Source organism: Kitasatospora sp. NPDC001119 (assembly GCF_053598475.1).
On sequence record NZ_JBSFKI010000008.1, the window covers coordinates 52,149 to 78,024 of the forward strand.

Here is a 25,876-nt window from a genome sequence, read left to right on the forward strand (position 1 = left end):
CCGACTTCGACCCGTACTACTGCACTCCACGGCTCTCACCTCCTCGGCTCCGCGCGCTCACGCACCGGGAGGGGCGCCAGCACAACCCCGCCGAGTCTAGTACCCGTACGCCCCGGCCTCCGACCAGGGCCCCGGGCCGGGCACGCGTCCACCGCCCGCACCGGTGTTCCACGGACCACCCGGCGCCGGCCCCGCTCCCTCTCAACGACCCCGCCGGGCAGGGTTGTTCGTCCACAGCGAAGCCGTCACGAATCGGCGACCACGCCACTACGCTACGTGTCATGACTTCTTCGAAGAAGGCCCCGGGGCGGGGTACGGCGGTGGTGGTCGGCGGCGGACTCGCGGGGCTGGCGGCCGCCTGGGCGCTGCGCGGGATCGCCGAGCGGATCGTCGTGGTGGAGCGCGACCGGTACCCCGCGGGGACGGAGTTCCGGGCCGGGGTGCCGCAGGGCCGGCACGCCCACCTGATGCTGGAGGCCGGGCACCGGCTGCTGGACGAGATGATGCCCGGCATCAAGCAGCAGCTGATGGACGCGGGCGCGCAGCGGGTGGCCGCCTCGGACGTCAGGTGGCTGTGCTCCGCGGGGTGGCTGGCCGAGTACCCGGCGCAGATGGCCTTCCTCTCCTGCACCCGGCCGCTGCTCGACGCGTTCGTGCTGGACCGGGTCCGCGCCCACCCCGCGATCGAGTTCCTGGAGGGGACGGACGTGGTCGGGCTGCTCGGCTCGGCGACGGCGGTGACCGGGGTGAAGGTCCGCGAGCGCGGCCCGGAGCGCGGCGAGGTCCGGGAGATACCGGCCGAGTTGGTGGTGGACGCGGCCGGGCGCTCGACCTCGGTGCCGAAGTGGCTGGCCGAACTGGGCTGCCCGCCGGTGCCCGAGGAGCGGGTGGACGCGGGCGTCGCGTACGCCTCCCGGATCTTCCACCGCCCGGCCGGGTCCGACCTCGGCGACCAGGCGGTCTACCTCCAGACCAAGGCCCCGGACGCGCAGCGGATGGGCGTCCTGCTGCCGGTCGAGGGCGACCGCTGGATCGTCAGCCTCGCCGGGATGCGCGGCGCCGAACCGGCGGCCGGCCCGGAGGGGTTCACCGAGCACCTGGGGCAGCTGCGCGACCCCCTCCTGCACGAGGTGCTGCAGGGCGCCGAACCGGCGGGCGAGGTCCGGGGGTTCCTCCCCGGCCCGGGCGTGCGCCGGCACTACGAGCGCGGCGGCCCGGACGGGCTGGTGGTGGTCGGCGACGCCGCGAGCACCTTCAACCCGGTGTACGGCCAGGGCGTCACCGTCGCCCTGTTCTGCGCCCGGGAGCTGCGCCGCTCCGCGAAGCGGCACGGCGGCATCGGGCACGCCGCGGCCCGGGCCGCGCGGCGCGCCGTCGCCGCGGCCTCCGCGGTGCCGTGGATGATCTCCTGCGCCGAGGACGCCCGCTTCCGCGCCACCGCCGGCGCGCCCTCCGGGGCCCTGGTCGGGCTCCAGCACCGGTTCTTCGACAAGGTGCTGGCCGCCAGCACCCGGGACCCGGCTGTCACCGCGGCGTTCCACGAGGTGATGTCGCTGGTGGAGCCGCCGTCGCTGCTGTTCCGGCCGTCGGTGCTCGCGGCGGTCCTGCGGGCCTGAGGGGGCACGGGGACGAGGGGCCGGCGCGGCGCTCCGGGCTTGGGGGCGCGGCGCCGGCGCGGCGCTCCGGGCGTGAGGGGGCGCGGCGCCGGCGCGGCGCTCCGGAGCGCTGCATCCCGAGGTGCGTAGCGCTCCGGAGCGCTACGCGCCGAGGTGCGCGGCGACGTACGGCAGCGCCACCTGCTCCAGGCCGCGCAGGCCGAAGGCGGGGTGGACGTTGACCTCGAAGACCACGCCGCCGCTCTCGGCGGCGAGGTCCACCCCGGCCAGGTCGAGCCCCAGGGAGGCGGCCGCCGCGACGGCCGACTCCGCGAGCCCGTCCGGCAGTTCGGCGTAGTCGAGCACAGTGGAGACGGCCCCCCGGCCCTCATTGCAGGGCGCGTCCGGGTCCGCCTGGACGTGCTCGACCACCCGGACCACGCGCCCGTGCAGCACCACCACCCGGTACTGGTGGCGGCGCCCGTCCGGGAGGATGTTGCGGGCGTCACGGGCGAGCAGCCAGGGCGCCCGCGCGTAGTGCCGCGCGGCGGCGTCCAGCTGGGCGCGGGTCGTGACGTGGAAGACATCGTCGCCGCCCATCCCGACGCAGGGCCGGGCCCAGACGTCGCCGCCGAGTTCCGCGAAGGCCTCGGCGGCGGCCTCCGGGCTCGGCTCGCGGAGCGCGATGCTGGGCATGTGCGGCACGCCGTCCCGGACGAAGCGGGCGACGGTGAGGTCCTTCTCGGTAGCCGCCCGCCACGCCTGGGCGTCGGTGCCGAGCGAGCGGGCGCCGACTCCGCGCAGCCGCCGCTGGAAGTCCTCGAACGCGCGGCGCCGGTGCGGCGGGATCTCGTAGACGATCACCGTCTCGGCGGTCACCGTCCGGCCGCCCGCCTCCAGTCGGAACCCGCCCGCGTCGTCGGCCTCGATCAGGCCGCTGCCGCCGGTCAGGAAGTGCCGGGCGTCCAGCTGTACGGGTTCCCGGCCGGTCAGCGTCCGAGCGGCGGCGGCGAGCACCTGCCGACTGCCTTCGGTCGAGCTGTGATCGGTCAGGAGTACGAGATCGCGTCGGGGCATGCGGACATGCAAGCGAGTGCGACGTGATCACGACAAGGCGGCCTCGTGCGCCATCGGCCCGGCGGGGTGGCCGAAACCGGGTATCCGCAACCGTGCCGCCCCGCTCCGAGCCGTCCGCTTCGTCGCCCGGTTAATTCGGATGCGCCCGCTCCGCCCACCCGCTAGCCTGCCCGACATGTCTACGCCCCGAATCTCCTAGCTCGCGGACCCACTTCCACGCCACCCGTGTGTCCGCAAGCTTTTTCGGAGCGTTATCCCATGATCACCACCCGTGGTGTCGACGTGCGCGTCGGCGCCCGCCTGCTGCTGTCCGACGTCACCCTGCACATCGCCCCCGGCGACCGGATCGGCCTGGTCGGCCGCAACGGCGCCGGCAAGACCACCCTGCTCGCCACCCTGGCCGGGCAGCTCGCGCCCGCCGCCGGCACGGTCACCCGGACCGGGGCCGTCGGCTACCTCCCGCAGGACTCCCGCGCCGCCGACCCGTCGGCCACCGTCACCGACCGCGTCCTGTCCGCCCGCGGCCTGGACGCCGCCGTCCGCGCCGTGCGCGCCGCCGAGGCCGCGATGGCCCGGGCCGGGTCGCCCACCGAGGAGCGCCGGGCGATGCACGCGTACGTCCGGGCCGAGGCCGGGTTCCAGTCCCGGGGCGGCTACGCCGCCGAGGCCGAGGCGGCCCGGATCGCGGCCGGGATCGGCCTGCCCACCCGGGTGATGGACTCCCCCGTCGGCACGCTCTCCGGCGGTCAGCGCCGCCGGGTCGAACTGGCCCGCATCCTGTTCGCCGACCACGGCACCCTGCTGCTGGACGAGCCGACCAACCACCTGGACGCCGACTCCGTCGCCTGGCTGCGCGGCTTCCTCGCCACCCACCGCGGCGGACTGGTCCTGATCAGCCACGACCTCGGACTGCTCGAGGAGACCGTCAACCGGGTCTTCCACCTGGACCCGCAGCGCGCCACGATCGACGTCCACAACACCGGCTGGCAGACCTACCTGAACCAGCGCGCCGCCGACGAGCGCCGCCGCACCCGGGAGCGCGCCAACGCCGAGCGCAAGGCCGCCGCCCTGCACACCCAGGCCGACCGGATGCGGGCCAACGTCGCCACCGCGACCACCGCCCGCAGCATGGCCCGCCGGGCCGACCGGATGCTCGCCGAGCTCGAACCCGTCCGGCAGGCCGAGCGCACCGCCCGGATCCGGCTGCCCGAGCCCGCCCCGTGCGGCCGGATGCCGCTGGGCGCGATCAGCCTCGCCAAGTCCTACGGCGGCCGGCCGGTGCTGACCGGCCTGGACCTCGCCGTGGACCGCGGCAGCCGGCTGGTCGTGCTCGGCCCGAACGGAGCCGGCAAGACCACCCTGCTGCGCGTCCTGGCCGGCCGGGAGGCCCCGGACGCCGGCCGCGTCGTCCCCGGCACCGGCCTGCGGCTCGGCTACTTCGCCCAGGAGCACGACACCCTCGACCCGGCGCTCAGCGTGCGCGACAACCTCGCCGCGGCTGCGCCCGGCCTGACCGACGGCGAACTGCGGCACGTGCTGGGCGCGTTCCTCTTCCGCGGCGACGACGCCGACAAGCCGGCCGGGGTACTGTCCGGCGGCGAGAAGACCCGGCTCGCCCTGGCCGCCCTGGTGCACTCCGGCGCCAACGTGCTGCTGCTCGACGAGCCGACCAACAACCTCGACCCGGCCTCCCGCACGGAGGTCCTGGCCGCGGTCGGCGGCTACCCCGGCGCGATCGTGATGGTCACCCACGACCCGGACGCCATCGAGGCGCTCCGGCCGGACCGCGTGCTCCTCCTCCCGGACGGCGACGAGGACCTCTGGCACGACACCTACCTGGACCTGGTCACGCAGTCCTGAGGGCCGGTGCCCGCCCGCCGGGCTTCCTCCCGGCGGGCGGGCCGGCCCGGCTACGGCTTGCGCGCCTCGATCAGGAAGCGCGCCGAGTGGGCGACGAACGGCCCGTCGGCGCGGATCCGCCCGTCCAGCTCGCGCAGCCGGTCCCGGTGGGCCTCGACGGTGAACCCCGGGACCATCCAGACCACCTTGCGCAGGAAGTACACCACCGCGCCGATGTCCCGGAACTCCGTCCGCAGCCGCTCGGACCGCAGGTCCACCACCTCCAGCCCGGCCGCCCGCGCCTCGGCACTCTCCACTTCGGGGCGGCGGCCCTCCCGTGCCTCCGGCTGCGGCCCGAGGAAGTACTCGACCAGCTCGAAGACCGACGCCGGGCCGACGTGCTGGGCGACGTACGTGCCACCGGGGCGCAGCACCCGGGCGATCTCCGTCCACCAGGCCCGCACCGGGTGCCGGCTGCTGACCAGGTCGAAGGCCCCGTCGGCGAACGGCAGCGGCGGCTCGTCCGGGTCCGCGACCACCACCGCGCCCAGCGGGTGCAGCAGCCGCGTGGCGCGGGCCAGGTTGGGCGGCCAGGACTCGGTGGCCGCGAGCACGGGCGGCCGCCCGCCCAGCCGTACGGCGCCCGCGAGCACCTCGCCCCCGCCGGTCTGGACGTCCAGCGCCGCCGTCGCCGCGCCCAGCCGCCCGGCCAGCAGCCGCTGGTAGCCCCAGGAGGGCCGCTCCTCGGTCGCCCGGCCCTCCAGCCAGGAGAAGTCCCAGCCGTCCACGGACACGGACTCCGCCTCGGCGATCAGCTCTTCGAAGGTACGCATGTCCGCATCATGGCGGCGGGTCCACCGCCCGGCCAGCGGATTCCCTCGGCGGGCGCCGCCGGCCACTGCATCGGCCGCGGCTTCCGAAAATTGATGACGGATCCTCATATTCCTGTGGACGAGGATCGATTGGCCCCGACAGAACCTTCACGCGATGTTGGGGAAATCTCACCTCGGCGGAGCCCGGAGCTAACGTCGTGGTTACACACCGTCGGTACGCTGGGGGACGACGGTGATCGGCAACGGACCCGAGGGGAGGCGGCGGTGACGGCACGGCGCATCTCGCGCGGCAAGCGGCTCGCCCTTCTCTTCGCCGCGCTCGTCTCGGCCCTGTTCGCCGTCCTCGGGACCGGCGCCCAGGCGTACGCCGCCGAGCCGCTGCCGAAACCCGCGGCGGCTGCCGAGGGGGACCCGACCTGCAAGGCCCACCACGCCGCGGAGGCCCTGACCGGCCGGGCCGCGGTCCGCCACCGCGCGTGCGGCGGCACGGCCGTCCGCACGGCCCTCCTCGCCCCGGTCGGCACCGGCGTAGCGGCCACACCCGCCACGGTGCCCACCGGGCCGGTACCGGAAGCGAACGGGTCGAGACCGGCCGCGCTCGCGCGCCTCCAGGTGTTCCGCTGCTGACAGCTCCCGCGAGCTGACGCTCCCCGCACGCGATCCGGCGCGCGCCCGGTACGGGCGCGCGCGGCCCCGCCATGCCCTCGGCCGGCGATCCGCGGCCCGGACCGGCGCACCGCTCCGCCGCACCCGCGTCAGCCCGCCGCTGCCCCATGACAGCAGCTCCCCGCCCGGCACCACCCGGGCGGGCAGAAGGAGACCTCTCATGCAGTCCCTCGTGACGCACGCCCGCGTCTTCCCGCACCGGCTCGCCACCAGCGGCCACGACCTCGGCCGGCTCTCGGCCGGGCAGGCCCCCGAAGCCCTGTTCATCACCTGCTCCGACTCCCGCGTGGTTCCGGCCCTGATCACCGGATCCCGCCCCGGGCAGCTGTTCGAGCTGCGCACCGCCGGGAACATCGTCCCCGCCTACGACACCACCGCCCCCAGCGGTGAGGCGGCCACCATCGAGTACGCCGTCGACATCCTCCGGGTCCCCGACATCATCGTCTGCGGGCACTCCCACTGCGGGGCCATCGGTGCCCTCGTCCGGGCCGAGGACCTGGCCCCCGTCCCCGCCGTGCGGACCTGGCTCGAACACGCCGCTCCGCCGACCCGCCACCTCACCCCCGTTCCGGCCCACGACCAGGAGGCGGACGTCGCGGGGCCGGTGCAGCGCAACGTGCTCGCCCAGCTCGACCGGTTGCACACCTACCCGGGCGTGACCCGCCGCCTGGCGGAGGGCACCCTGCGCCTGCACGGCTGGTACTACGAGGTACACACCGGCACCGTCCTGGCCGGCTCGGACCGGGGGTTCCTGCCGCTGTGAACACGCCCGACCGCAACCGCATCCCCGACCGCTCCGGGCTCCGTGGCCGCAACCGGGTTCCCGACGGCTCCGACCGTTCCGCCGCGTCCGCGCCGCGCGGCCCCTTCGCGCACTGGCGCCAGGACCTGCCCGCCTCGCTGGTCGTCTTCCTGGTGGCCGTCCCGCTCTGCGTGGGCGTCGCCGTCGCCTCCGGCGTGCCGGCCGAACGCGGCCTGATCACCGGCATCGTCGGCGGCCTGGTCGTCGGCCTGCTCCCCGGCAGCAGCCTCCAGGTCAGCGGGCCGGCCGCCGGACTGACCGTTCTCGTCTACGACGCCGTCCAGCAGTTCGGGCTCGCCTCCCTGGGGCCCCTCGTCCTCGCCGCCGGGGTCCTCCAGGTCACGATGGGCCTGCTGCGGATGGGCCGCTGGTTCCGCGCGATCTCCCTGTCGGTCGTCCACGGCATGCTCGCCGGGATCGGCCTCATCCTGATCCTCGGCCAGCTGTACGCCGTCTCGGGCCGGTCCGCGCCGGGCACCGGCCCCGCCAAGGTGGCCGGGCTCCCCGCGCTGCTCGGCGACTGGCTGACCGGCCGGGCCGCGATGACCGCCGTCCTCATGACCGCCGCCACGGTGGCCCTGCTGATGTGCTGGAAGAAGCTGCCCGGCCCCGTCCGCGCGGTGCCCGCCCCGCTGGCGGCGGTCGCCCTCGCCGCCGGTGCGACCGCGCTGTTCGACCTGGACGTCCCCAGGGTGGACGTGGACGGCCTGCTCGGCGCCGTCGCCGTCCCGACCGCGGACGGCTTCGGGGCCGTCGCGAGCGCGGCGGGCCTCGGCACCGTGCTCGCGTTCGCCGTCATCGCCTCCGCCGAGAGCCTGTTCAGCGCCGCCGCGGTCGACCAGATGCACGACGGACGCCGCACCGACTACGACCGGGAGCTCACCTCCCAGGGCGTCGGCAACGCCCTGTGCGGGCTGCTCGGCGCGCTGCCGATGACCGCCGTGATCGTCCGCAGCGCCGCCAACGTCCAGGCCGGCGCCCGGACCAGGACCTCCCGCGTCCTGCACGGTGTCTGGCTGCTGCTGTTCGCCGCACTGCTGCCCGCCGTCCTGGGACTGATCCCGCTCGCCGTCCTCGGCGGCGTCCTCATCCACGCCGGCGGCAAGCTGATCCCGCTGCGGCAGGGCGCGGACCTGTGGCGGGCACACCGCGGCGAGGTCGTGGTGCTGACCGCCACCGCCGGCGCGATCGTCGTCACCAACCTCTTCGAGGGCGTGCTGCTCGGGGTGGCCCTCGCCGTCGCCAAGAGCGCCTGGCAGACCTCCCGGTTGCACATCGATCTCACCGACGACGGTGACGGTCGACCGCTGCAGGTCCGGCTGAGCGGCAACGCCACCTTCCTGCGGCTGCCCCGCCTGCTGGACACGCTGGAGTCGCTGCCGACGGACCGCGCGGTCGACCTCGACTGGAGCGAACTGCGCCACCTCGACCACGCCTGCCGCAGCGCCCTGCTCACCTGGGCCGACCAGCACACCGCACGGGGCAGCACCGACGTGCGGCTGAAACCGCCACTGGTCATGAGCGCCTGACGATCGGACGGACGGCGGGTGGGCGGTTCACGGAGCGCCCCGCCCACCCGCCGACGCGCCCTCGCGGAGCAGGCCGCGGCGGTTCACGGAGCCGGCCGTCGACCGTCGCGGTGTCCCGGCCGACGCCGCCCGGGCGTTCCGCTACCGTCCGGACTCCTCCGCCCCGACCCCGGCGGTGACCTCGGCCAGCTGGTCGAACGTGCGGTTGAGTACCGACCGGCGTTCGTCCTTATAGCCCGGGGAGGGTTCCAGGTCGTCGACGGTCCGCTCCCAGACGGCCATGAACGCCGTCTTCCAGCCCGTGATCACGTCGGTTTCCGGCAGCTGGTGGACACCGTGGCCGGCCCGCGCCATGACGTGCAGCAGCTCCAGGTTGCACGGCACGGCGACGCCCCAGTACTCGTCCGGTTCGAGCTCGACGGGATCGCCGGCCATCGCCTCGGCGACCTCGGTGACGAGCCGGTCGATGAGGACCGACAGGTGGTCCAGCGCCGTGTCGCTCTCGAAGTTCCCACTGCCCCACGTGCCCACGAGGTCTCCTCTGAAGGGTGCCGCCGTCTGTCCCCGCCATCGAAGCAGGCGGCACTGACACCGCCGGGCGGCCCGTCCGGTCGCGGCGACGGCGAGAGCGACGGCTCGGGCTCGGGCGACGGCTCCGGCTCCGGCTCCGGCTCCGGAGACACCGACAGGGCCTTCCGGCGGCCGAGGGGCCGGACCGCTCAACGGGCCCACGCTCCCCCGTCGTTCGACCGTTCACCCCGGCCCGCCACGGATTCGGACACCGCGACGAAGGCCCGCACGAGGGGGCGGTCGTCTCCTCGGCGGGTGGCCAGGAAGACCCGGCTCACGGCGGAGGGCCCGTCGAGTTCGAGGCTCCGGGCGCCCTCGGGAAGCAGCGTGGTGACGCCGTGGGGGGCGATGGTGACGCCCAGGCCGGCGGCGACCAGCATGATGATGGTGTGCCAGTTCGAGCACTCCTGCGCGACCCGGACCTCGTTGCCGGTGTCCCGGATCGGCCGAGTGTTCACGTCGAAGGCGCGGGCCCCCGCCGAGCGCGGGAAGAGGATCAGGGGGTCGGCGGCCAGCGCCGCCGGCTGCACCCGCTCCCCCCGCGCGGCGGGGTGGTCGGCGGGGACGACCGCGACGAACCGTTCCGTCGCCAGGAGCGCGAGGTCGATGTCGTCGCGCTCCTCGGCGTCCCGGACGATCCCTATGTCGGCCGTGCCGCGTTCCAGGGCTGTCAGGACGTCGACGGTGAAGCCGTCGTGGAGCCTGACCTGGACGTCCGGGCGGCGGAACGAGAAGGCGCGGAGCCGTTCACTGACGATCGCGGTGGCGGAGGTGATGAAGGCGACGTCCAGGCGGCCCGCCTCGCCGCGGCCGACCCGGCCGGCCTCGTCCAGATCGGCGGCCAGCCGGCCCAGGATGTCCCTCGCCCGCGGCCGGAACGTCACCCCGGCGTCCGTGAGGCGGACGCTCCGGGAGGTCCGCCGGAACAGCTCGACACCGACGATCCTCTCCAACTGCCTGATCTGCTGGGACAGGGCCGGCTGGGCGATGTGCAGCAGCCGCGCGGCACGGCCGAAGTGCAACTCCTCGGCCAGCGCCAGGAAGTACCGCAGGTGCCGGAGCTCGATTCGCTGATCCATATCTCCAGCCTATGGATGGCAGCCGGCGTACGTATTGGACACCTGGGTGGGCACGGCCGCAGGCTGACGTGGTGCCATCCAGGGAAGGAAGCCGCCCCGTGCCGTACGCCTCAACCCCGCCCGTGGTCTCCTCGATCGCCTCGCCGAGCGACGCCGAGGCGTTCCGCACGCTGAACGAGGAATGGATCGCGCGACTGTTCACCCTGGAGAAGGCGGACCGGGCCGTGCTCGGGGATCCGTTCAGCCGCATCGTCGCCCCGGGCGGCGACGTGCTCCTGGCCCGCGAGCCGGGCAGCGGAACCGTCGTGGGCTGCGTGGCGCTCCTGGTCCACCCCGACGCCGTGTTCGAGCTGGCGAAGATGGCCGTGGACCCCGACGCGCAGGGGCGTGGCATCGGCCGCCTGCTCGTGGCCGCCGCGATCGACCGGGCCCGCGAACTCGGCGGGACCAGGCTGTTCCTCGGCACCAACAGCAGGCTGGCCCCCGCCATCCACCTCTACGAGGACGCCGGGTTCGTCAGGATCACCCGCGACCGGCTCCCGGTGGCCGACTACTACGCCCGCGCCGACATACTGATGGAACTGGGCTGAGGCCCGTGCCGCCCGTCCGTACCGCCCGCGCCTGTGCCCGCGCCCGCGGTGCGGACGGACGCGTGAACGGAGGAGGTCGGCATGGACGGTGGTCACCACGGTCGTGACGGCGGTGACTCGTGGCCCAGCGGTGCCGTCGTCGGCAGCGACGGGCCCTTCGGTAGCAGCGGCGGCCGTGGCAGCGGCCCGGCAGCCCACCGGTACGATCACGGCCCGGGGTTCGGGAGCATCGAGGAACGTGACGCGCCCGGTACGCGCGAAGCACCTCAGGACGGGGGGACGGCCATGGAGTTGCCCGACGGGATTCGTACGGAGATCAGGGCCCTGTGCCAGGAGGGTGATGCGCTGGTCGGACTGGGAGAGTTCGCCGAGGCCAAGCAGCGCTACCTCGAAGCCCTTCGGCTGCTGCCGGGCGACCACCGCGCATGGGCGGCCGCGACCTGGATCTACGTCGCGATCGGAGACGTGCACTTCCGACTGGGCGTCCACGACAGGGCCTACAAGTGCTACCACAACGCGGTCCAGTGCCCCGACGGACTCGGCAATCCGTACGTCCACCTACGGTTGGGCCAGACCGCCTTCGAGCTGGGCGACCACGGCCGCGCCGCGGACGAGCTGATCAGGGCCTTCATGGGAGGCGGGCCCGAGATCTTCGAGGAGGACGACCCCAAGTACCTCGGGTTCCTGCGGACTCGGGCCGACCTGAACCGCCCGGGCGCCGTCACCTCCTGACAGCCTGCCACCGGGCGAGCCACCCGGAACCCCATCCCTGACCGCCCGGGGCCGGGCAGGTGCCACGGCGTCGAGCCCGGTCCGAGCCCCGCTGCGGCCGCTACGCGCCCGGTCGACGCCGTCGGCAGCTCCTCGGACCTGGGCCGGCCGCCGCCCGATCTCGCCTGGCACCCGGGCCCGGTGGGCCCGGCGTCGGCCGGCCCCACCGGCTCACGGTCCGACGCTTCCTGCTACGCGGTCAGCTCATCAGCACGCTGAACGCCCTCCCGCTACGCATGCTCGGCAGCCCCCGCGCCCAGCGGGTTCAGCAACCACGTGGCGCGGTCCGGGTTGGGCGACCAGGGCTCGGTGGCGACGAGCACGGACGGGCGCCCGTCCAGCCGCCCGGTGCCCGCAGGCACCTCGCCGTCACCGGTCTGGACGTCCAGGGTCCCTGCCGCCGTGCCCAGCCGCCCGACTGGCACCACCGGTAGCCCGCCGGGGCCTCCCAGCCAGGAGAAGTCCCAACCGTCCACGGACACGGCCTCGACCTGGGCGTCTACGACCAGCTGGTCGAAGGCGCACTCGTCCGCATCGGTCCGCATCACGGCGGCGTAGGCACCGTCCTGCCGGCGGATCGGCCGGCCGTCCAGCGGCCACCGTTCCCCGCCCCCGCCTCTCGGCGGTTCCGTGACAGCCCCGAAAAACGGGTACTCGCCGCCGGTACGGCCGCGCCATGATGGCGCCGCGCGAACCGTTGCGCTCCCGCCGACGCCCCCTGGAGGTCCTGACACCATGAGCCAGTCCGCCCTCGGCCGCTTCTACGACGATTTCGCCGACGACTACCACCTCCTCTACACCGACTGGAACGCCTCGCTCGCCCGTCAGGGCTCCGCGCTGGACGCCGTGGTCCGCGCGGCTCTCGGCGACGGCCCCACCGAGGTGCTGGACTGCGCCTGCGGTATCGGCACCCAGGCGATCGGTCTGGCCGCCCTCGGCCACCGCGTCACCGGCACCGACCTCAGCCCGGTCGCCGCCGCCCGCGCCACCGCCGAGGCCGCCGAGCGCGGACTCCGGCTGCCCACCGCCGCCGCCGACATGCGGGAACTCCCCTTCCCGGACGGCCGGTTCGACGTCGTCGTCTGCGCCGACAACGCGCTGCCCCACCTGCTCACGGCCGAGGACGTCCGCGCCGCGCTCGGTGAGATGCGACGGGTCCTGCGCCCGGGCGGACTGCTCCTGGTCACCACCCGCCCGTACGACGAACTGCGCCGCACCCGGCCCGCCTCCACTCCGCCGCAGACCGCCGAGCACGGCGGCCGGCGGTCGGTCCTCTTCCAGCTCTGGCAGTGGCACGAGGACGGCGAGCGGTACGACCTGGAGCTCTTCCGGCTGCTGCCGGACGAGGCCGACGAGTGGCGGGTCGCGGTCCGCCGCTCCACGTACTGGGCGCTCACCCAGGACGAGCTGAGCGCCCTCGCCGCCGAGGCCGGCCTGGCCGGCATCCGCTGGGAGCAGCCCGCCGACACCGGCTTCTTCCAGCCCGCCCTGATCGCCCGGACGCCCTGACCTGCGCGGACGCGGCGGCCTGCCGTGGCAGGGCCCTTTTGCGCCTCCACTTTTGCCGATCCATGTTAATTTTTACTCATGCGAGTAAAATCTGACTCCTCTCCTGCCGCTCCCGCCTCCGGCCGGAGCGTCACCACTGATGCCCGACGCGCCCAGATCGTCACCGCCGCGATCGGGACCGTCGCCGAACTCGGCTACGCCCGGGCCTCGTTCGCTCAGATCGCCAAGCGGGCGAAGCTCTCCAGCGTGCGGCTGATCTCGTACCACTTCCAGGACAAGGAGGACCTCTTCCAGGCCCTCGTCGACTCCGTCCAGGAGTCGGCGCAGGCCTTCATGCAGCCGCGCATCCATGCCCGGCCCGCGCCCGCCGCGCAGCTGGCCGCCTACATCGAGGCGAACCTGGAGTTCCTGGCGGAACACCCGGTCGAGGTACGGGCGCTGGTGGACGTCCTCGCCAACGCCCGCCGGGAGGACGGCAGCCCGCTGGTCAGCTCCGCCGGCTTCGACACCCCCGTCTCGCTGCTGGTCCGACACCTGCGGGACGGACAGCTCAGCGGTGACTTCCGGCCGTTCGACCCCGAGGCGATGGCCCTGGCGATCCGCGCCTCGATCGATGCGGCCGCCAACCGGCTGTCCGCCGGGGACGACTTCGACGTCCGCGCCTACGGGCGCGAGCTGGTCACCCTCTTCGCCCTCGCGACGGGGACCGAGGCCGAGGCCGGGACCGAGGAGACGAAGTGACCCTCCACGCCGCCCCGCGCCGAACCGCCCTCCTCTTACCCTTGCTGATCGATCTCGTCCTTCCTCTCGCCGTCTACTACGGGCTGCGCTCGGCAGGCGCGGACCAGTGGTGGGCCCTGCTGTGGTCCGCCGCCGTACCTGCGGTCACCGTGGTGGTACGGCTGGTCCGAACCCGCCGCGTCGACTTCCTGGCCCTGCTGATCCTCAGCATGATCGCCCTCGGTCTGGTGCTCTCGATTCTCACCGGGGACGCCCGCACCCTGCTGATCCGCGAGGCCTGGACGGGCATGCTCGGCGGGCTCCTCGGGATCTGGCTGCTGGCCTCCGTCGGCTACGGGCGCCCGGCGCTGATGGTGGTCTTCCGCTCCTTCGTGCAGGCCAAGGCGGGCGAGGACGGGCTGCGTGCCTGGGAGGGACGCTGGGAGCAGGACTCCGCGTTCCGTCACGGCGTCCGGGTGCTCACCGCGGTCTGGGGCGCGGCCAGCCTGCTCAACGCCCTTGCCCAACTGGCCTTCGCGTACCTCCTTCCCATCGACACCGCCCCGGCGGCCATGAACCTGTGCTGGCCGGTGATCGCCGCGCCGCTGCTCGTCTTCCACCTCCGGTACACCAAGCGCCACGGCCTGCGGGCCTGACCGGAACGGGGCCGGGCCGTCCGCGCTTCCTCCGCTACCCGCCCAACGCCACCACCGCCTCCGCGACCCGGCCCGCGCCGTCCTCCTTCGCCAGGGCGCGGGCCGCCTCCTGCGCCCGTTCCCGCAGTCGCCGCTCCTCGACGGCCTGACGGATGGCCTGCGCCAGACGGTCGGCGGTCAGGTCGGTGAACCGGACGGGAGCGGTGGCGGCACCGAGCCGGTGGAGCCGGTCGGCCCAGAACGGCTGGTCCGCCGTCACCGGGACCGGGACGCTCGGCACGCCCGCGCGCAGCGTCGCAGCCGCCGTGCCCGCACCCGCGTGGTGCACGACCGCCGCCATGCGCGGGAAGAGCCGGGCGTGCGGCAGTTCGCCGACCGTCAGCACGTCGTCGCCCTCCCCGGCGATCCCGGCCCAGCCGGCCTGCACCACGCCCCGGACTCCCGCCCGCCGCAGGGCCTCCACCGCCAGGGCGCTCAGCCGCTCGCCCTGCCCCGCCGCCATGCTGCCGAAGCCGATGAACACCGGCGGCGGCCCGGCCCGCAGGAAGTCCTCGACCTCGGCCCGGAGGCCGTAGTCCTCCGCCACGTACGGCCACCAGTTGCCGACCACCCGCAGCCCCTGCCGCCAGTCGGCCGGGCGCGGTACGAGGGTCGGGCTGAAGCCATGCAGTACCGGCCAGTGCGCCCGCTCCACAGCCCGCCGGCGCGCGGTCTGGGAGAGCGCCGGGAGGCCCAGCCGCGACCGCAGGCGGTGTGCGGCCCCGGTGTGCAGGCGGTCGACGACCCGTTGGCCGAGCGCTCCCGCCGCCCGGTTGCCCCAGCTCCCCAGCGAGCGGCCGCCCCCGACGACCGGCGGGAACTCCCGCGTCGGCAGCGTGGGTTGCAGGTAGACCCCGATGCTGGGGACGCCCATCGCCTCCGCGAGGTGCCAGCCCAGCGGCGCGGTGGTGGTGCTCAGCAGGAGTAGATCGGCTCCGGGCGCGGCGGCGTCCGCGAGCCCGTCACCCAGTTTCCCGATGAACGCCGCGGCCCGCGCGAGCAGTTCGGAGCGCCCGCCCGTCGGACCGGTGCCCGCCCCGCGCGGATCGACCGGGAGCGGACGGAAATCGAGGCCGCTGCCGGCCACCAGCTCGCGGAAGGTCTCGGGCGCCGCGAGCGCGACCTCGTGCCCCGCGCCGCGCAGGTACGCCCCGAGACCGGTGTAGGGGGCGACGTCGCCGTGCGATCCGGCGGCCGTGACGAGGATTCTCATCGGGCCGCCTCCTCGGGGTCGCTCCCGCTGCGCCGCTCGGCGTTGGCGCCGATCGCCGCACGGAGGTAGCCGGCCAACCCCGGGCGCTGCTCGGCCGGCGGGACGACGAGGGCGAAGGCGCGGGCGTCCGCCTCGTAGTCGTCGGCGATCCGGCAGTGCATCTCCGGCGGGCAGGGCGTGAACCACCGGGTGATGTGCTGCCGGTGCTGCTCGGCGAGGTCCAGCACCGTCCGGTGGTCGACCGGCAGTGCCCGGTCGAAGGCCTCCAGCAGTCGGCCGCGCCACTCCGCGGCCTCCGCCATCAGCTGCCGCCAGTCCTCCTTGGAGTGGGTGGCGGCGCGGGCCAGGGCCTCCTGGTGGCTGTCCCGCTCGCCCCACTTGAGGTGGGCGTCGGCCGCGTAGCTGAGGTCGAAGACGACGTCCCCGAAGACCTCGAAGCGCTCCTCCGGACTCAGCTCGACCCCGGTGCGCTGGACCTCGATGGCCCGCTCGGCGACGTCGACCAGCTTCTGCAGCCGGGCGATCTGCTCGGTGAGGGCGTGTCGTCTCGCCAGCAGGTGGTCGAGGGCGTTGGCCTGCGGGTCCGCCAGGATGTCGGCGATCTCGTCGAGCGGGAAGCCGAGTTCCCGGTAGAACAGGATCTGCTGGAGCCTGGCGAGGTCCGCGCCGTTGTAGAGCCGGTAGCCGGCCGGGCTTCGCTCACTGGGCGTGAGCAGCCCGGACCGGTCGTAGTAGTGCAGGGTCCGGATCGTGACCCCGGCGAAGCCGGAGACCTGGCCCACCGACCAGCTCATGCGTCCCTCCGATCATCCGTGCGTTCGCTGCGCCCCCACCGTGCGGCCTGACGTGGGGTAAGGGTCAACACGCGCAGCTCAGGGGCCTGCTCCGGATGCCGGACGGCGTCCTCGGTCAGGTCTCGCGCTGCGGGTGGTAGGCGGTCTCGGGTATGCCGAAGGTCCAGGCGACCCCGGCTCGCGCGGTGCGGGTGCTCGGGGGGACGCGCAGCCAGTAGGTGCGGTGGGTGCCGTCCGGCTCGGGCGTGGAGTTGACCACCTCGACCATCACCACCGGCTCGTCGTCGGGCAGGACGATCCGCCAGAGAACGCCGGTCTCGTCCCGGTGGACGGGCTCGGCGCCGGAGTCGGCCAGGTAGCGCTCGTAGCCGTAGTGCTCCAGCAGGACGCGGCGCAGCTCGGCGTTCTCCTCGGTGCGGATCCGCTCGGCCGTCACCTCGGCCAGGCCGGCCAGGAACTCCGGCGGGACGGGCATGCCGCGCCAGGCGTGCAGGGCGAAGCCGTCGGCGTACTCCAGGGCGGGCCCGTCCGCCCGGTCGAGCCGCCCGGCCTCGTCGCGGTGCAGGCCGGTCGGCCGTTCGCTGAGCAGGGCCACGTCCCGGTACGGCCACCACCAGCCGACCTCCCGGGCCAGCTCGGCCAGTGGTGCGGCGGCGGCGCTCGCCCCGGCGGCCTCGAAGGCGGCGAACCACGGCGCGTCGTGCTGGCCGCGCACGGCGTCCAGCAGGGCGAGCCGGACGGTGGTGCGACGGGCCCGGGCCTCCTCGGCCACGGCGGCGTCGGCCTCCCGGTCGGCCTCGGGGGCGAGCCGGTCGAGCACCGCGTTGCGCAGCCGGTCGGCGAGCGGGGTGGTGACCGGGCCGAGCTCGCCCCCGGTGAGCGCCCAGTGGCCCGCCCACCCGGCGGCGCCGACCTGCTCGACGGCCCGCCGCCTGGCCTCCTCCCAGGGCTTGGTGCGCACGGCCTCGCGCACGCTCTCCGCCCCGGCGGCCCGCAGCTCCAGCGCCGCCCCGGTCGCGGCGAGCGGCGAGCCGAACCACCGGATCGCCGCGGGCTCGGGCAGCCCGGCCGCCCGGTAGGCGGCCCGGACGGCGCGCTCGGCCGCCGCCCGGTCGCCCGCTCCGGTGGCCGCCGCGGCCGCCCGCCAGCGGGCCGTCACCTCGACCGGCCCGGGCAGCTCCCGCGCCTGCGCCCGGTCGCCGTGGACCTCGTCGTGGATCACCGTCTCCATCCCTGCTCCGTTCCCGGCCGGGCTCCCCGCCCGGCCGTCCGTTCCCGTTCCGTGCCGCGGCCACGGCCGCGCTCCACCCTCGTGTCCGCACCCGCCCGCCGACCCCCGTACGGCGGGCGGAGCGGTCGTCAGTCCGCGACCATCCGCACCGCACCCGGCACGTACTCGCGCTGGCGGACCACCCGGTACCAGCCCTTGGGCAGCGGTATCGCCGCGTGCTCCTCGTGCACCACCCGGCCGCCCTCGGGCAGGTGCAGCCAGCCCGCGCCGAACGGCCCGGTCTCCCGGCGCAGCTCGCCGGGGCCGACCACGGCGTGCGCGTGCCCGGTGACCTCGCCGAGCGCGAGCACCATCCGGCCCCGCGCGTCCCGGGGCTGCACGGCCAGCTCCACCACCCTCGGCGGCACCGCGCCCTCCTCTACCGGCACGATCAGCACATCGCCCTGGCGGTACATCAGTCCTCCCTCGCCGTACGGAGGGGCTCCGGCGGACGCCGGAACCCATGGCTCCGCCGCGTCCGCCGCGGTCACTCTCCGGAGCCAGGACCCGAACATAGAGCAAGGGTCTGACAACGCGCCCGGACGGCGACCCGGCCGCCGGATTGTCAGTCCCGGCTGGTAGACAGTTGTTCGGCCCAGACCCCAGAGGAGCAGCGCATGACTGTCAACGACCACATCGAGCGGTTCCACGGCCTTCCCGTCTTCGACTTCGTGGAGGCCTTGGAGGAGGCCGAGGAGAAGGGCGGATCGGGCGCCCTCGAACTGCCGGACGCGGCCTCGGCCGCCTGGCGGGTCAAGCTCGACTACGAGTCCGAGGCGACGTTCGCCGAACGCTGGGAGCAGTTCCTCGGCGCCGTCGACACCGAGCGGGTCACCGCCCTGGTGATCGGCCAGTGGTCCCCGGAGGAGCCGGAGGGCTTCCAGGAGCCGATGGAGGCGATCGTCGCCGCCGCCGGCCGGCTGCCCGCCCTGCGCGCCCTGTTCGTCGGCGACATCACTTTCGAGGAGTGCGAGATCTCCTGGATCCAGCAGTGCGACATCACGCCGCTGCTGACGGCCTTCCCGCGGCTGGCCGAGCTGGTGGTCCGCGGGGCCTCGCAGGACTGGGACGGCAAGGGCGGTCTGGCCCTGAAGCCGCTGCGGCACGAGGCCCTCGAGGCGCTGCGCTTCGAGGCCGGCGGCCTGCCGGGCTCGGTCGTGCGCTCGGTGGCGGGCTGTGACTTCCCCGCCCTGGAGCGGCTGGAGCTCTGGCTGGGCGTGGACAACTACGGCGGCGACGCGACGATGGCCGACGTCGCGCTGTTCCTGGACGGCACCCGCTTCCCCAAGCTGCGCCACCTCGGCCTCCAGAACAGCGAGTTCCAGGACGACATCGCGGCCGCCGTGGCACACGCGCCCGTCGTCGCCCGGCTGGAGTCGCTCAGGCTCTCCATGGGTGTGCTGACCGACCAGGGCGCCACCGCACTGCTGGAGGGCCAGCCCCTCACCCACCTGCGCTCCCTCGACCTGCACCACCACTACCTCACCGAGGAGATGCAGCAGCGCCTGCGTCAGGCCCTGGCCGGTGTCGAGGTCGACCTCTCCGAGCCCGGCAAGCCCGACGACCAGTGGCGCTACGTGGCCGTGGCCGAGTAGTCGTCAACGCCCCGCGCCCGCCTGATCGCCCGACAGCCCGACCGCCCGCGTACTCGCCCACCCCGACCGACCAGGATCCGACATGTCCATCTCCCGCCACATCGAACGCTTCCACGAGCTGCCGATCCACGAGTTCGCCCCCGACGACACCCGGCCGCGGCCCGCCGCCGACAGCGTCGCCTGGCGGCTCGCCCTCGCGTACCGCTCCGAGCAGGACTTCGCCCAGCTCTGGCAGTCCTTCCTCCAGGACGTCGATCCGGCGAGCGTCCGTGCCCTGGTGATCGGTCCCTGGTGGAACGGGGCCGAGGGCTACGGCTCCGTCGGCCCGGTGATCGAGGCCCTCACGGCCGAAGCCGGGCGCCTGCCCGCCCTGGAGGCGCTGTTCCTCGCCGAGGTGACCTACGACGAGTGCGAGGTCTCCTGGCTGGTGATGGACGACGTCACCCCGCTGCTGGCCGCCTTCCCCGCGCTGAAGTCGCTGGCCGTGCGCGGCGGTACGGACCTCGGCCTGGATCCGGTCCGTCACGACGCCCTGACCAGCCTGCGCTTCGAGTCCGGCGGACTGCCGGCCACCGTGGTGCGCGCGGTGGCCGCCTCCGAGCTGCCCGCACTGGAGCGTCTGGACCTCTGGCTCGGCGTGGACGAGTACGGCGGTGACGCCACGATGGACGACCTGGCACCGTTCCTGGACGGCTCCCGGCTGCCGGAGCTGCGCCACCTCGGGCTGTCCAACAGCGAGTTCCAGGACGAGATCGCCGCCGCCCTCGCCCACGCCCCGATAGTGGCCCGGTTGGAGTCCCTCGACCTCTCCATGGGCGTGCTGACCGACGAGGGCGCCACCGCCCTGCTGGAGGGCCAGCCCCTCACCCACCTGAACTCCCTCGACCTGCACCACCACTACCTGAGCGACGCGATGCAGGAGCGTCTGTCCGAGGCCCTGCCCGGGGTCGGGCTCGACCTCGACGAGGCCGAGGGTGACGACCCGGACGACGAGGACGACCGCTACGTCTCGGTCTCCGAGTAGGCGGGCGGCGGAGGCGATGACCATGCGACTGACCGTCCTGGGCAACCCGGGGCACCGACGGGTGACGCTGTTCGCGGCCGCCGCCCGGGCCGCCGGGCTGCCCGAGCCCGCCGTCCTGCCCTGGCTGGACGTGCTGCGCGGCCGGTACCGGCTGCCCGAGGGCGGTCTGCTGCGCATCGAGTCGCCCGGCGAGGAGCCGGAGGTCGACCGGCTGCTGCGCGGCCCGGCGCTCGGCCCCGGCTACGCCCCGACCAGGGTCGAGGGCACGGCCGTCTGGTACGCGGGGGTCATGGCCGCGCTGCGCGGGCTGGCCGCCCGGCCCGGCGTACGGCTGCTCGGCGATCCGGAGGAGATCGCCGTGATGTTCGACAAGCGCCGTACCCACGCGCTGCTCGCCGGGGCCGGGGTGCCGGTGCCCAGGGCGCTCGGCGGCGAGGTCACCGGCTGGGAGCACCTTCGCGGGCGCCTCGCCGAGGCCGGCCTGCACCGGGTCTTCGTCAAGCCGGCGCACGGCTCCTCCGCCTCCGGGGTGATGGCCCTGGAGTTCGGACCGCGCGGGCAGCTGCAGGCCACCACCTCGGTGGAGCTGGCCGACGGCCGGCTCCACAACTCGCTGCGGGTGCGCCGCTACCGCGGCGAGCGGGAGGTCGCCGCGATCGTCGACGGCCTGGCACCGGACGGGCTGCACGTCGAGCAGTGGATCCCGAAGGCCTCGCAGTCCGGGCGCTCGGCGGACCTGCGGGTCGTGGTGGTCTCCGGCCGCGCCACCCACGCCGTGGTGCGCACCAGCGGCCAGCCGATGACCAACCTGCACCTCGGCGGCGCCCGCGGCAGCCTCGACCAGGCCCGGGAGGCGGCCGGGCCGGCCTGGCCGGCCCTGCTGGAGACGGCCGAGCGCGCGGCGGCCTGCTTCCCCGGCTCACCGATGGTCGGCGTCGACGTGCTGCCCACGACCGGCTGGCGGCGCGCCCTGGTCGGCGAGGTGAACGCCTTCGGCGACCTGCTCCCCAACCTCACCGGCCTGCCCGGCGGCCCCGCCGAGGGCCTCGACACCTACGGCGCCCAACTGGCCGCGCTGACCGCCCCCTCCCCGTCGTCGCCCGCGCCGACGGACCACCAGATCACGGAACCCGCTCGATGAACCACCCGACCACCCTCCCGTCCCCCGACATGAACGCCGTCGTGGGCAGCCACGACCTGCTGCTCGTCACCCTCGACACGCTCCGCCTCGACGTCGCCGAGGAGCTGGCCGCCGCCGGCCGCATCCCGAACCTCGCCGCCGTCCTCCCCGGCGGCCGCTGGGAGCACCGGCACGCGCCCGGCAGCTTCACCTACGCCTCCCACCAAGCGATCCTGGCCGGCTTCCTGCCGACGCCCGCCTCCCCGGACGGCCCGCACCCGCGCCTGTTCGCGGCCCGCTTCGCCGGCTCCGAGAGCACCGCCCCGCGCACCTGGGTCTTCGACGCCCCCGACCTGCCGACGGCCTTGGCCGCGGCCGGGTACCGCACGGTGTGCATCGGCGGTGTCGGGTTCTTCAACAAGCAGGGCCCGCTGGGCTCGGTGCTGCCGGGTCTCTTCCAGGAGAGCCACTGGGCGCCCGAGTTGGGCGTGGCCTCGCCGACGTCCTTCGAGGAGCAGGTCACCCGGGCCGAGCGGGTCGCCGCCGAACAGTCCGCCGACCAGCCGCTGTTCCTCTTCCTGAACGTCTCGGCGCTGCACCAGCCGAACTGGTTCCACCTGCCCGGAGCCACCCGCGAGCACGGGGACTCCCGGGCCACCCACGCCGCGGCCCTGGAGTACGTGGACGCGCACATCGGCCGGCTGTTCGCCGCGATGAGCGCCCGCCGCCCCTGCTTCGCGATCGTCTGCTCCGACCACGGCACCGCCTACGGCGAGGACGGCTACACCGGCCACCGGATCGGCCACGAGGTGGTCTGGTCGGTCCCGTACGCGCACTTCACCCTCCCCGCCCGAGCGGCGGGCACCGCCACGACCTCCGAGGAGCGCGCATGACCACCGCACCCCCGCGCGCGGACTCGCCGTACCAGTCGTACGTCTACGCGTACCCGCACAAGACGGCCTACCGCCCGCTGCCCGAGCGCCCGCCGCTGCGCGAGCTGTGGGCCGGCGAAGCGCAGCACGCGCTCTCGCTCTACCTCCACATCCCGTTCTGCGAGGTCCGCTGCGGCTTCTGCAACCTGTTCACCCGGATCGGCAGCCCCGAGGGCCTGACCACGGCCTACCTGGACGCCCTGGAGCGCCAGGCCACGGCGGTGCGCGCGGCGCTGGACGACGGGGCCCGGTTCGCCCTGGCCGCGTTCGGTGGCGGCACGCCCACCTATCTGACGGCCGCTGAGCTGGAGCGGCTGTGCGACATCGCCGAGCGGCGGATGGGCGCCGACCTGCGGGCGATACCCCTCTCGGTGGAGGCCTCGCCCGCCACCGCGACCGCCGACCGGCTGGAGGTGCTGGCCGCCCGGGGCACCACCCGGCTGAGCCTGGGCGTGCAGTCCTTCGACGACGCCGAGGCGCGCTCCGCCGTCCGCCCGCAGAAGCGGTCCGTGGTGGAGGCCGCCCTCGGCCGGATCCGCGCGGCCGGGCTCCCGGTGCTCAACATCGACCTCATCTACGGCATCGACGGCCAGACCGAGGCGAGCTGGCTCCGCTCGTTGGACACCGCACTCGCCTGGCAGCCCGAGGAGCTGTACCTCTACCCGCTGTACGTCCGCCCGCTGACCGGCCTGGCCCGGCGCGGCGAGCAGGAGAGCCGGGCCGCCTGGGACGCGCGCCGGCTCGCGCTCTACCGGGCCGGCCGCGACCACCTGCTCGCCCACGGCTACCAGCAGGTGTCGATGCGGATGTTCCGCCGCGCCGCCTCCCCGCAGGCCGGCGCGGGCGAGTACGCCTGCCAGACCGACGGCATGGTCGGCCTGGGCTGCGGCGCCCGCTCCTACACCTCCCAGCTGCACTACTCCTTCGACTACGCGGTGAACGCCACCGAGGTGCGCGGCATCATCGACGACTACGTCGCCACCGAGGACTTCCACCGTGCCGAGGTGGGCCACCGGATGGGCGGCGCGGAGCCGCGCCGGCGGCACCTGGTGCAGTCGCTGCTCCAGGCCGAGGGCCTGCCGTTGGCGGACTACCGCGCCCGGTTCGGCGGTTCACCGGCCGAGGACTTCCCGGCGGAGCTGGCCGAGTTCGCGGAGCGCGGATGGCTCGACGACGGCGACGCGGAGTTCCTGCGCCTCAGCCCGGAGGGGCTGGCGCACTCGGACGCCGCCGGGCCGATGCTGTTCTCGCCCGAGGTCCGGGCCCTGATGGCGGCGTACGAGGCGAAATGACCTTCCTCGGCATGCCTTCCGCCTCACCGCTGCCGGAGGACGGGGCGCGGAGCCTCACCCTGCTCTACCGCGGCCCGCTCGCCTCCTGCGACTACGACTGCCCGTACTGCCCGTTCGCCAAGCGGCGCGACAGCCCGGAGCAACTGCGCTCCGACCGGGCCGCGTTGGAGCGCTTCACCGGCTGGGCCGCCGGGCGCGCGGGCACCGGCGACACCCTGTCGCTGCTGTTCACCCCCTGGGGCGAGGGGCTGGTGCGGTCCTGGTACCGCCGCGCGCTGGTCGAGCTGAGCCGCCTGCCGCACGTCCGCCGGGTCGCGATCCAGACCAACCTCAGCTGCCGCACGGGCTGGCTCGCCGAGGCGGACCTCGACACCCTCGCCCTCTGGGTCACCTTCCACCCCGGCCAGGTCACCCGCGAGCGCTTCCTCGCCAAGTGCCAGGAGTTGGACGCACTCGGCGTGCGCTACAGCGTCGGCGTCGTCGGCCAACCCGAGCACCTCGCCGAGGCCCGCCGGCTGCGCGCCGAGCTCCCCGAGGGCGTCTACCTGTGGGTCAACGCCGCCGAGGGCCTCGGCTACACCGACGCCGAGGCCGCCCAATGGGCCGCCGTCGACCCGCACTTCGGCTACAGCCGGCACGCCCACCCCAGCGCCGGGCTGCCGTGCCGCACCGGGGAGTCCGTGCTGTCGGTGGACGGCGACGGCACCGTGCGCCGCTGCCACTTCGTCCGGGACGTCCTCGGCAACCTCTACGACGGCAGCTACCGCACGCAACTGCTGCCGCGCGCCTGCCCGTTGCCGGTCTGCGACTGCCACATCGGCTACGTCCACCTGGAGACGCTGCCGCTGTACGAGCTGTTCGGCGCGGGTGTGCTGGAGCGCGTGCCGCACGGCTGGTCCGGGGGCCGGTCATAAATCGGTTGCCAGTCGGCCACTCTGTGTGAAAGCGTACGAACAACCGCGCAGGACCAGCTGGTTCGGAAGGGAGGCCCGCAGATGATCAGTGGCATACGGCTCGCCGTCGTGCCGGGCCTCGTGCTCGGTGACACCCCGGCTCGCGCTTCGACGCGCGAGCCGCACCCGGCCTGACGCCCGCGCCCGCCCTCCCGGCGGCGCCACGGCCCGACGCGCCTGCTGCTCGCCTCCTCGTCGAAGTGCTCTTCGTGTCCCCTTGCACGTTCGACCACGAGGAACCCCTGGTGTCCGACACCCACCGGCCAAGAATCGTCACCCTGCCCACCACCTCCGTCCTGCCCGCACCCTGGCACAGCGAGAACGGCACGCCCCTGCCGCGCCGCCTGATCGCCGCCGACGACACCCTGCGCGCCGAGGCCGCCTACCGGTCGGCCTGCGAGGGCACCGCCCTGCTCTGGCAGGGCGACTACCCCGGCGCGCTCCGCCTCCTGCACGCCATGCGCCGCCGCGCCGAGCGGCGCCGGCCCCGATCCGCCCCCGGCTCCTCGGCCGAGGCCTTCCGGCAGCACCGTCGAGAGCGCGCCCGCCTCGCGCGCGTCCTGGGCATGCTGCTGGTACCGCTCGGCGCGGATCATCGCGTCCGGCTCCACCGGGCGCCCGACGTCCGCGAGGCCTGCCGGGCGGCCTACGGACCGCTCCTTGACAACAGAATCGTGTCCCTGCGCGAGCTCCTGGGTGTGATCGGCGCCCACCAGTGGCGCACCAGAGGCGTCGAGGTCCCGGCCCTCGGCGCCCGCATCCACCCGCACTACGGGGTCTTCTCACCCGTCCGCGGCGAGTACGTCGACCTCGTCGCCCGGGCGCCGCTGCCGCCGGCCGCCCATGACCGCCCCACCGCCTACGACCTCGGCACCGGCACGGGTGTGCTCGCCGCGCTCCTCGCCCGGCGCGGCCTGCACGAGGTCCTGGTCACCGACGCCAACCCGCGCGCCCTCGCCTGCGCCCGCGACAACGCCCGCCGGCTCGGTCTCGCCGACCGCATCGAGACCGCGGGCACCGGCCTCTACCCTCCCGGCCGCGGCCGGGCCGCCCTGGTCGTCTGCAATCCCCCGTGGCTGCCCGGCCGGCCAAGCTCCGCACTCGACGAGGGCGTCTACGACCCGGGCAGCCGCATGCTCTGCGGCTTCCTCGACGGCCTGGCCGACCGCCTGCTGCCCGGCGGCGAGGGCTGGCTCGTCCTCTCCGACCTCGCCGAACACCTCGGCCTGCGCTCCCGCGCCGATCTGCTCGGTGCCGTCTCCGGAACCGGGCTGCGCGTCACCGGGCGCCTCGACACCGTCCCCCGCCACCCGAGGGCCACCACCCCCGACCGGGCCGACCCCCTCCTCCACACCGCCCGCGCCGCGGAGGTCACCTCGCTCTGGAGGCTGGCCCCCGCATGACTCCC

26 protein-coding genes are annotated in these 25,876 nt (G+C 74.8%); 17 read left to right on the forward strand and 9 right to left on the reverse strand.

Annotated elements, in window-relative coordinates:
- Positions 1-281 precede the first annotated feature (281 nt).
- Positions 282-1,616: an NAD(P)/FAD-dependent oxidoreductase gene (locus ACWDD9_RS12130; RefSeq protein WP_049654604.1), complete on the forward strand. Its 1,335-nt coding sequence runs from the start codon at positions 282-284 to the stop codon at positions 1,614-1,616.
- 141 nt (positions 1,617-1,757) lie between these two features.
- On the opposite strand, the gene ACWDD9_RS12135 is transcribed toward ACWDD9_RS12130, so the two are convergent.
- The gene (locus ACWDD9_RS12135; protein ID WP_449811530.1) at positions 1,758-2,672 is read right to left on the reverse strand and encodes an ATP-grasp domain-containing protein; all 915 of its coding nucleotides are present in this window, start codon (positions 2,670-2,672) and stop codon (positions 1,758-1,760) included.
- 258 nt (positions 2,673-2,930) lie between these two features.
- Here ACWDD9_RS12135 and ACWDD9_RS12140 point away from each other — a divergent pair, with 258 nt between their 5' ends.
- Entirely contained in the window at positions 2,931-4,532 is a 1,602-nt protein-coding gene (locus ACWDD9_RS12140; RefSeq protein ID WP_449811531.1) for an ABC-F family ATP-binding cassette domain-containing protein, read from the forward strand.
- Between the two features lie 50 nt (positions 4,533-4,582).
- Here ACWDD9_RS12140 and ACWDD9_RS12145 read toward each other — a convergent pair whose 3' ends face one another.
- Positions 4,583-5,344 carry a class I SAM-dependent methyltransferase gene (locus ACWDD9_RS12145; protein ID WP_449811532.1) on the reverse strand — a complete coding sequence of 254 codons (762 nt, stop codon included), beginning with the start codon at positions 5,342-5,344 and terminating at the stop codon, positions 4,583-4,585.
- Positions 5,345-5,608: 264 nt separating this feature from the next.
- On the opposite strand from ACWDD9_RS12145, the gene ACWDD9_RS12150 reads away from it, so the two are divergent.
- From ACWDD9_RS12150 to ACWDD9_RS12160, 3 genes are all read left to right on the forward strand, one after another.
- Positions 5,609-5,971, forward strand: a complete 363-nt coding sequence (locus ACWDD9_RS12150) for a hypothetical protein (RefSeq protein ID WP_049653423.1) — start codon at positions 5,609-5,611, stop codon at positions 5,969-5,971.
- A 199-nt stretch (positions 5,972-6,170) separates the two neighbouring features.
- Complete coding sequence (locus tag ACWDD9_RS12155) at positions 6,171-6,773, forward strand: carbonic anhydrase (RefSeq protein WP_449811533.1); 603 nt, start codon at positions 6,171-6,173, stop codon at positions 6,771-6,773.
- Positions 6,770-8,341 carry a SulP family inorganic anion transporter gene (locus ACWDD9_RS12160; RefSeq protein WP_449811534.1) on the forward strand — a complete coding sequence of 524 codons (1,572 nt, stop codon included), beginning with the start codon at positions 6,770-6,772 and terminating at the stop codon, positions 8,339-8,341. The genes ACWDD9_RS12155 and ACWDD9_RS12160 overlap by 4 nt, the downstream gene beginning before the upstream one ends.
- A gap of 141 nt (positions 8,342-8,482) precedes the next feature.
- Here ACWDD9_RS12160 and ACWDD9_RS12165 read toward each other — a convergent pair whose 3' ends face one another.
- On the reverse strand, positions 8,483-8,872 hold the full coding sequence (locus ACWDD9_RS12165; protein ID WP_380737130.1) for a DUF4259 domain-containing protein: 390 nt from the start codon (positions 8,870-8,872) through the stop codon (positions 8,483-8,485).
- A gap of 188 nt (positions 8,873-9,060) precedes the next feature.
- Positions 9,061-9,990, reverse strand: coding sequence for a LysR family transcriptional regulator (locus ACWDD9_RS12170; protein ID WP_449811535.1), 930 nt, complete (start codon positions 9,988-9,990; stop codon positions 9,061-9,063).
- A 98-nt stretch (positions 9,991-10,088) separates the two neighbouring features.
- On the opposite strand from ACWDD9_RS12170, the gene ACWDD9_RS12175 reads away from it, so the two are divergent.
- Both ACWDD9_RS12175 and ACWDD9_RS12180 read left to right on the forward strand, forming a co-directional pair.
- On the forward strand, positions 10,089-10,580 hold the full coding sequence (locus ACWDD9_RS12175) for a GNAT family N-acetyltransferase (RefSeq protein ID WP_449811536.1): 492 nt from the start codon (positions 10,089-10,091) through the stop codon (positions 10,578-10,580).
- 285 nt (positions 10,581-10,865) lie between these two features.
- Positions 10,866-11,312, forward strand: a complete 447-nt coding sequence (locus tag ACWDD9_RS12180; RefSeq protein ID WP_449811537.1) for a tetratricopeptide repeat protein — start codon at positions 10,866-10,868, stop codon at positions 11,310-11,312.
- A 269-nt stretch (positions 11,313-11,581) separates the two neighbouring features.
- Here ACWDD9_RS12180 and ACWDD9_RS12185 read toward each other — a convergent pair whose 3' ends face one another.
- Entirely contained in the window at positions 11,582-11,896 is a 315-nt protein-coding gene (locus ACWDD9_RS12185) for a hypothetical protein (RefSeq protein WP_449811538.1), read from the reverse strand.
- Positions 11,897-12,086: 190 nt separating this feature from the next.
- On the opposite strand from ACWDD9_RS12185, the gene ACWDD9_RS12190 reads away from it, so the two are divergent.
- From ACWDD9_RS12190 to ACWDD9_RS12200, 3 genes are all read left to right on the forward strand, one after another.
- Entirely contained in the window at positions 12,087-12,860 is a 774-nt protein-coding gene (locus ACWDD9_RS12190; protein ID WP_449811539.1) for a class I SAM-dependent methyltransferase, read from the forward strand.
- Positions 12,861-12,938: 78 nt separating this feature from the next.
- On the forward strand, positions 12,939-13,601 hold the full coding sequence (locus tag ACWDD9_RS12195) for a TetR/AcrR family transcriptional regulator (protein ID WP_449811540.1): 663 nt from the start codon (positions 12,939-12,941) through the stop codon (positions 13,599-13,601).
- Complete coding sequence (locus tag ACWDD9_RS12200; RefSeq protein WP_449811541.1) at positions 13,598-14,236, forward strand: VC0807 family protein; 639 nt, start codon at positions 13,598-13,600, stop codon at positions 14,234-14,236. The genes ACWDD9_RS12195 and ACWDD9_RS12200 overlap by 4 nt, the downstream gene beginning before the upstream one ends.
- A gap of 34 nt (positions 14,237-14,270) precedes the next feature.
- Here the strand turns inward: ACWDD9_RS12200 and ACWDD9_RS12205 are convergent, their stop codons facing one another.
- The 4 genes from ACWDD9_RS12205 to ACWDD9_RS12220 all read right to left on the reverse strand — a co-directional run bounded on the left by ACWDD9_RS12205 (position 14,271) and on the right by ACWDD9_RS12220 (position 17,968).
- Positions 14,271-15,488 carry a glycosyltransferase gene (locus tag ACWDD9_RS12205; RefSeq protein WP_449811542.1) on the reverse strand — a complete coding sequence of 406 codons (1,218 nt, stop codon included), beginning with the start codon at positions 15,486-15,488 and terminating at the stop codon, positions 14,271-14,273.
- Positions 15,485-16,282 (reverse strand): MerR family transcriptional regulator, encoded by a 798-nt coding sequence (locus tag ACWDD9_RS12210; protein ID WP_375873813.1) that lies wholly within the window; start codon positions 16,280-16,282, stop codon positions 15,485-15,487. Before ACWDD9_RS12210 ends, ACWDD9_RS12205 begins: the two co-directional genes overlap by 4 nt.
- 115 nt (positions 16,283-16,397) lie before the next feature.
- Positions 16,398-17,513 (reverse strand): DUF6745 domain-containing protein, encoded by a 1,116-nt coding sequence (locus tag ACWDD9_RS12215; protein WP_259317017.1) that lies wholly within the window; start codon positions 17,511-17,513, stop codon positions 16,398-16,400.
- A 128-nt stretch (positions 17,514-17,641) separates the two neighbouring features.
- On the reverse strand, positions 17,642-17,968 hold the full coding sequence (locus ACWDD9_RS12220) for a hypothetical protein (RefSeq protein ID WP_049652826.1): 327 nt from the start codon (positions 17,966-17,968) through the stop codon (positions 17,642-17,644).
- Between the two features lie 201 nt (positions 17,969-18,169).
- Between ACWDD9_RS12220 and ACWDD9_RS12225 the strand changes: the two genes are divergently transcribed.
- From ACWDD9_RS12225 to ACWDD9_RS12255, 7 genes are all read left to right on the forward strand, one after another.
- Positions 18,170-19,147: an STM4015 family protein gene (locus ACWDD9_RS12225; protein ID WP_388046565.1), complete on the forward strand. Its 978-nt coding sequence runs from the start codon at positions 18,170-18,172 to the stop codon at positions 19,145-19,147.
- A gap of 82 nt (positions 19,148-19,229) precedes the next feature.
- Positions 19,230-20,171 (forward strand): STM4015 family protein, encoded by a 942-nt coding sequence (locus ACWDD9_RS12230; RefSeq protein ID WP_049652830.1) that lies wholly within the window; start codon positions 19,230-19,232, stop codon positions 20,169-20,171.
- Between the two features lie 16 nt (positions 20,172-20,187).
- Complete coding sequence (locus ACWDD9_RS12235; protein WP_449811543.1) at positions 20,188-21,312, forward strand: STM4014 family protein; 1,125 nt, start codon at positions 20,188-20,190, stop codon at positions 21,310-21,312.
- Positions 21,313-21,341: 29 nt separating this feature from the next.
- A complete protein-coding gene (locus tag ACWDD9_RS12240; protein WP_449811648.1) occupies positions 21,342-22,184 on the forward strand; it encodes an STM4013/SEN3800 family hydrolase in 843 nt (280 codons plus the stop codon).
- Complete coding sequence (locus ACWDD9_RS12245; RefSeq protein WP_449811544.1) at positions 22,181-23,515, forward strand: STM4012 family radical SAM protein; 1,335 nt, start codon at positions 22,181-22,183, stop codon at positions 23,513-23,515. The genes ACWDD9_RS12240 and ACWDD9_RS12245 overlap by 4 nt, the downstream gene beginning before the upstream one ends.
- An 11-nt stretch (positions 23,516-23,526) precedes the next feature.
- Positions 23,527-24,429 (forward strand): STM4011 family radical SAM protein, encoded by a 903-nt coding sequence (locus ACWDD9_RS12250; protein WP_449811545.1) that lies wholly within the window; start codon positions 23,527-23,529, stop codon positions 24,427-24,429.
- 284 nt (positions 24,430-24,713) lie between these two features.
- Positions 24,714-25,871 carry a methyltransferase gene (locus ACWDD9_RS12255; RefSeq protein ID WP_449811546.1) on the forward strand — a complete coding sequence of 386 codons (1,158 nt, stop codon included), beginning with the start codon at positions 24,714-24,716 and terminating at the stop codon, positions 25,869-25,871.
- Positions 25,872-25,876: the final 5 nt, after the last annotated feature.

Coding starts and splice junctions, on each gene's coding strand:
- ACWDD9_RS12130 (WP_049654604.1), top strand. CDS start 282: ATGACTTCTTCGAAGAAGGCCCCGGGGCGGGGTACGGCGGTGGTGGTC.
- ACWDD9_RS12135 (WP_449811530.1), bottom strand. CDS start 2,672: ATGCCCCGACGCGATCTCGTACTCCTGACCGATCACAGCTCGACCGAA.
- ACWDD9_RS12140 (WP_449811531.1), top strand. CDS start 2,931: ATGATCACCACCCGTGGTGTCGACGTGCGCGTCGGCGCCCGCCTGCTG.
- ACWDD9_RS12145 (WP_449811532.1), bottom strand. CDS start 5,344: ATGCGTACCTTCGAAGAGCTGATCGCCGAGGCGGAGTCCGTGTCCGTG.
- ACWDD9_RS12155 (WP_449811533.1), top strand. CDS start 6,171: ATGCAGTCCCTCGTGACGCACGCCCGCGTCTTCCCGCACCGGCTCGCC.
- ACWDD9_RS12170 (WP_449811535.1), bottom strand. CDS start 9,990: ATGGATCAGCGAATCGAGCTCCGGCACCTGCGGTACTTCCTGGCGCTG.
- ACWDD9_RS12180 (WP_449811537.1), top strand. CDS start 10,866: ATGGAGTTGCCCGACGGGATTCGTACGGAGATCAGGGCCCTGTGCCAG.
- ACWDD9_RS12185 (WP_449811538.1), bottom strand. CDS start 11,896: ATGCGGACCGATGCGGACGAGTGCGCCTTCGACCAGCTGGTCGTAGAC.
- ACWDD9_RS12190 (WP_449811539.1), top strand. CDS start 12,087: ATGAGCCAGTCCGCCCTCGGCCGCTTCTACGACGATTTCGCCGACGAC.
- ACWDD9_RS12195 (WP_449811540.1), top strand. CDS start 12,939: ATGCGAGTAAAATCTGACTCCTCTCCTGCCGCTCCCGCCTCCGGCCGG.
- ACWDD9_RS12205 (WP_449811542.1), bottom strand. CDS start 15,488: ATGAGAATCCTCGTCACGGCCGCCGGATCGCACGGCGACGTCGCCCCC.
- ACWDD9_RS12210 (WP_375873813.1), bottom strand. CDS start 16,282: ATGAGCTGGTCGGTGGGCCAGGTCTCCGGCTTCGCCGGGGTCACGATC.
- ACWDD9_RS12215 (WP_259317017.1), bottom strand. CDS start 17,513: ATGGAGACGGTGATCCACGACGAGGTCCACGGCGACCGGGCGCAGGCG.
- ACWDD9_RS12220 (WP_049652826.1), bottom strand. CDS start 17,968: ATGTACCGCCAGGGCGATGTGCTGATCGTGCCGGTAGAGGAGGGCGCG.
- ACWDD9_RS12225 (WP_388046565.1), top strand. CDS start 18,170: ATGACTGTCAACGACCACATCGAGCGGTTCCACGGCCTTCCCGTCTTC.
- ACWDD9_RS12230 (WP_049652830.1), top strand. CDS start 19,230: ATGTCCATCTCCCGCCACATCGAACGCTTCCACGAGCTGCCGATCCAC.
- ACWDD9_RS12235 (WP_449811543.1), top strand. CDS start 20,188: ATGACCATGCGACTGACCGTCCTGGGCAACCCGGGGCACCGACGGGTG.
- ACWDD9_RS12240 (WP_449811648.1), top strand. CDS start 21,342: ATGAACGCCGTCGTGGGCAGCCACGACCTGCTGCTCGTCACCCTCGAC.
- ACWDD9_RS12245 (WP_449811544.1), top strand. CDS start 22,181: ATGACCACCGCACCCCCGCGCGCGGACTCGCCGTACCAGTCGTACGTC.
- ACWDD9_RS12250 (WP_449811545.1), top strand. CDS start 23,527: ATGCCTTCCGCCTCACCGCTGCCGGAGGACGGGGCGCGGAGCCTCACC.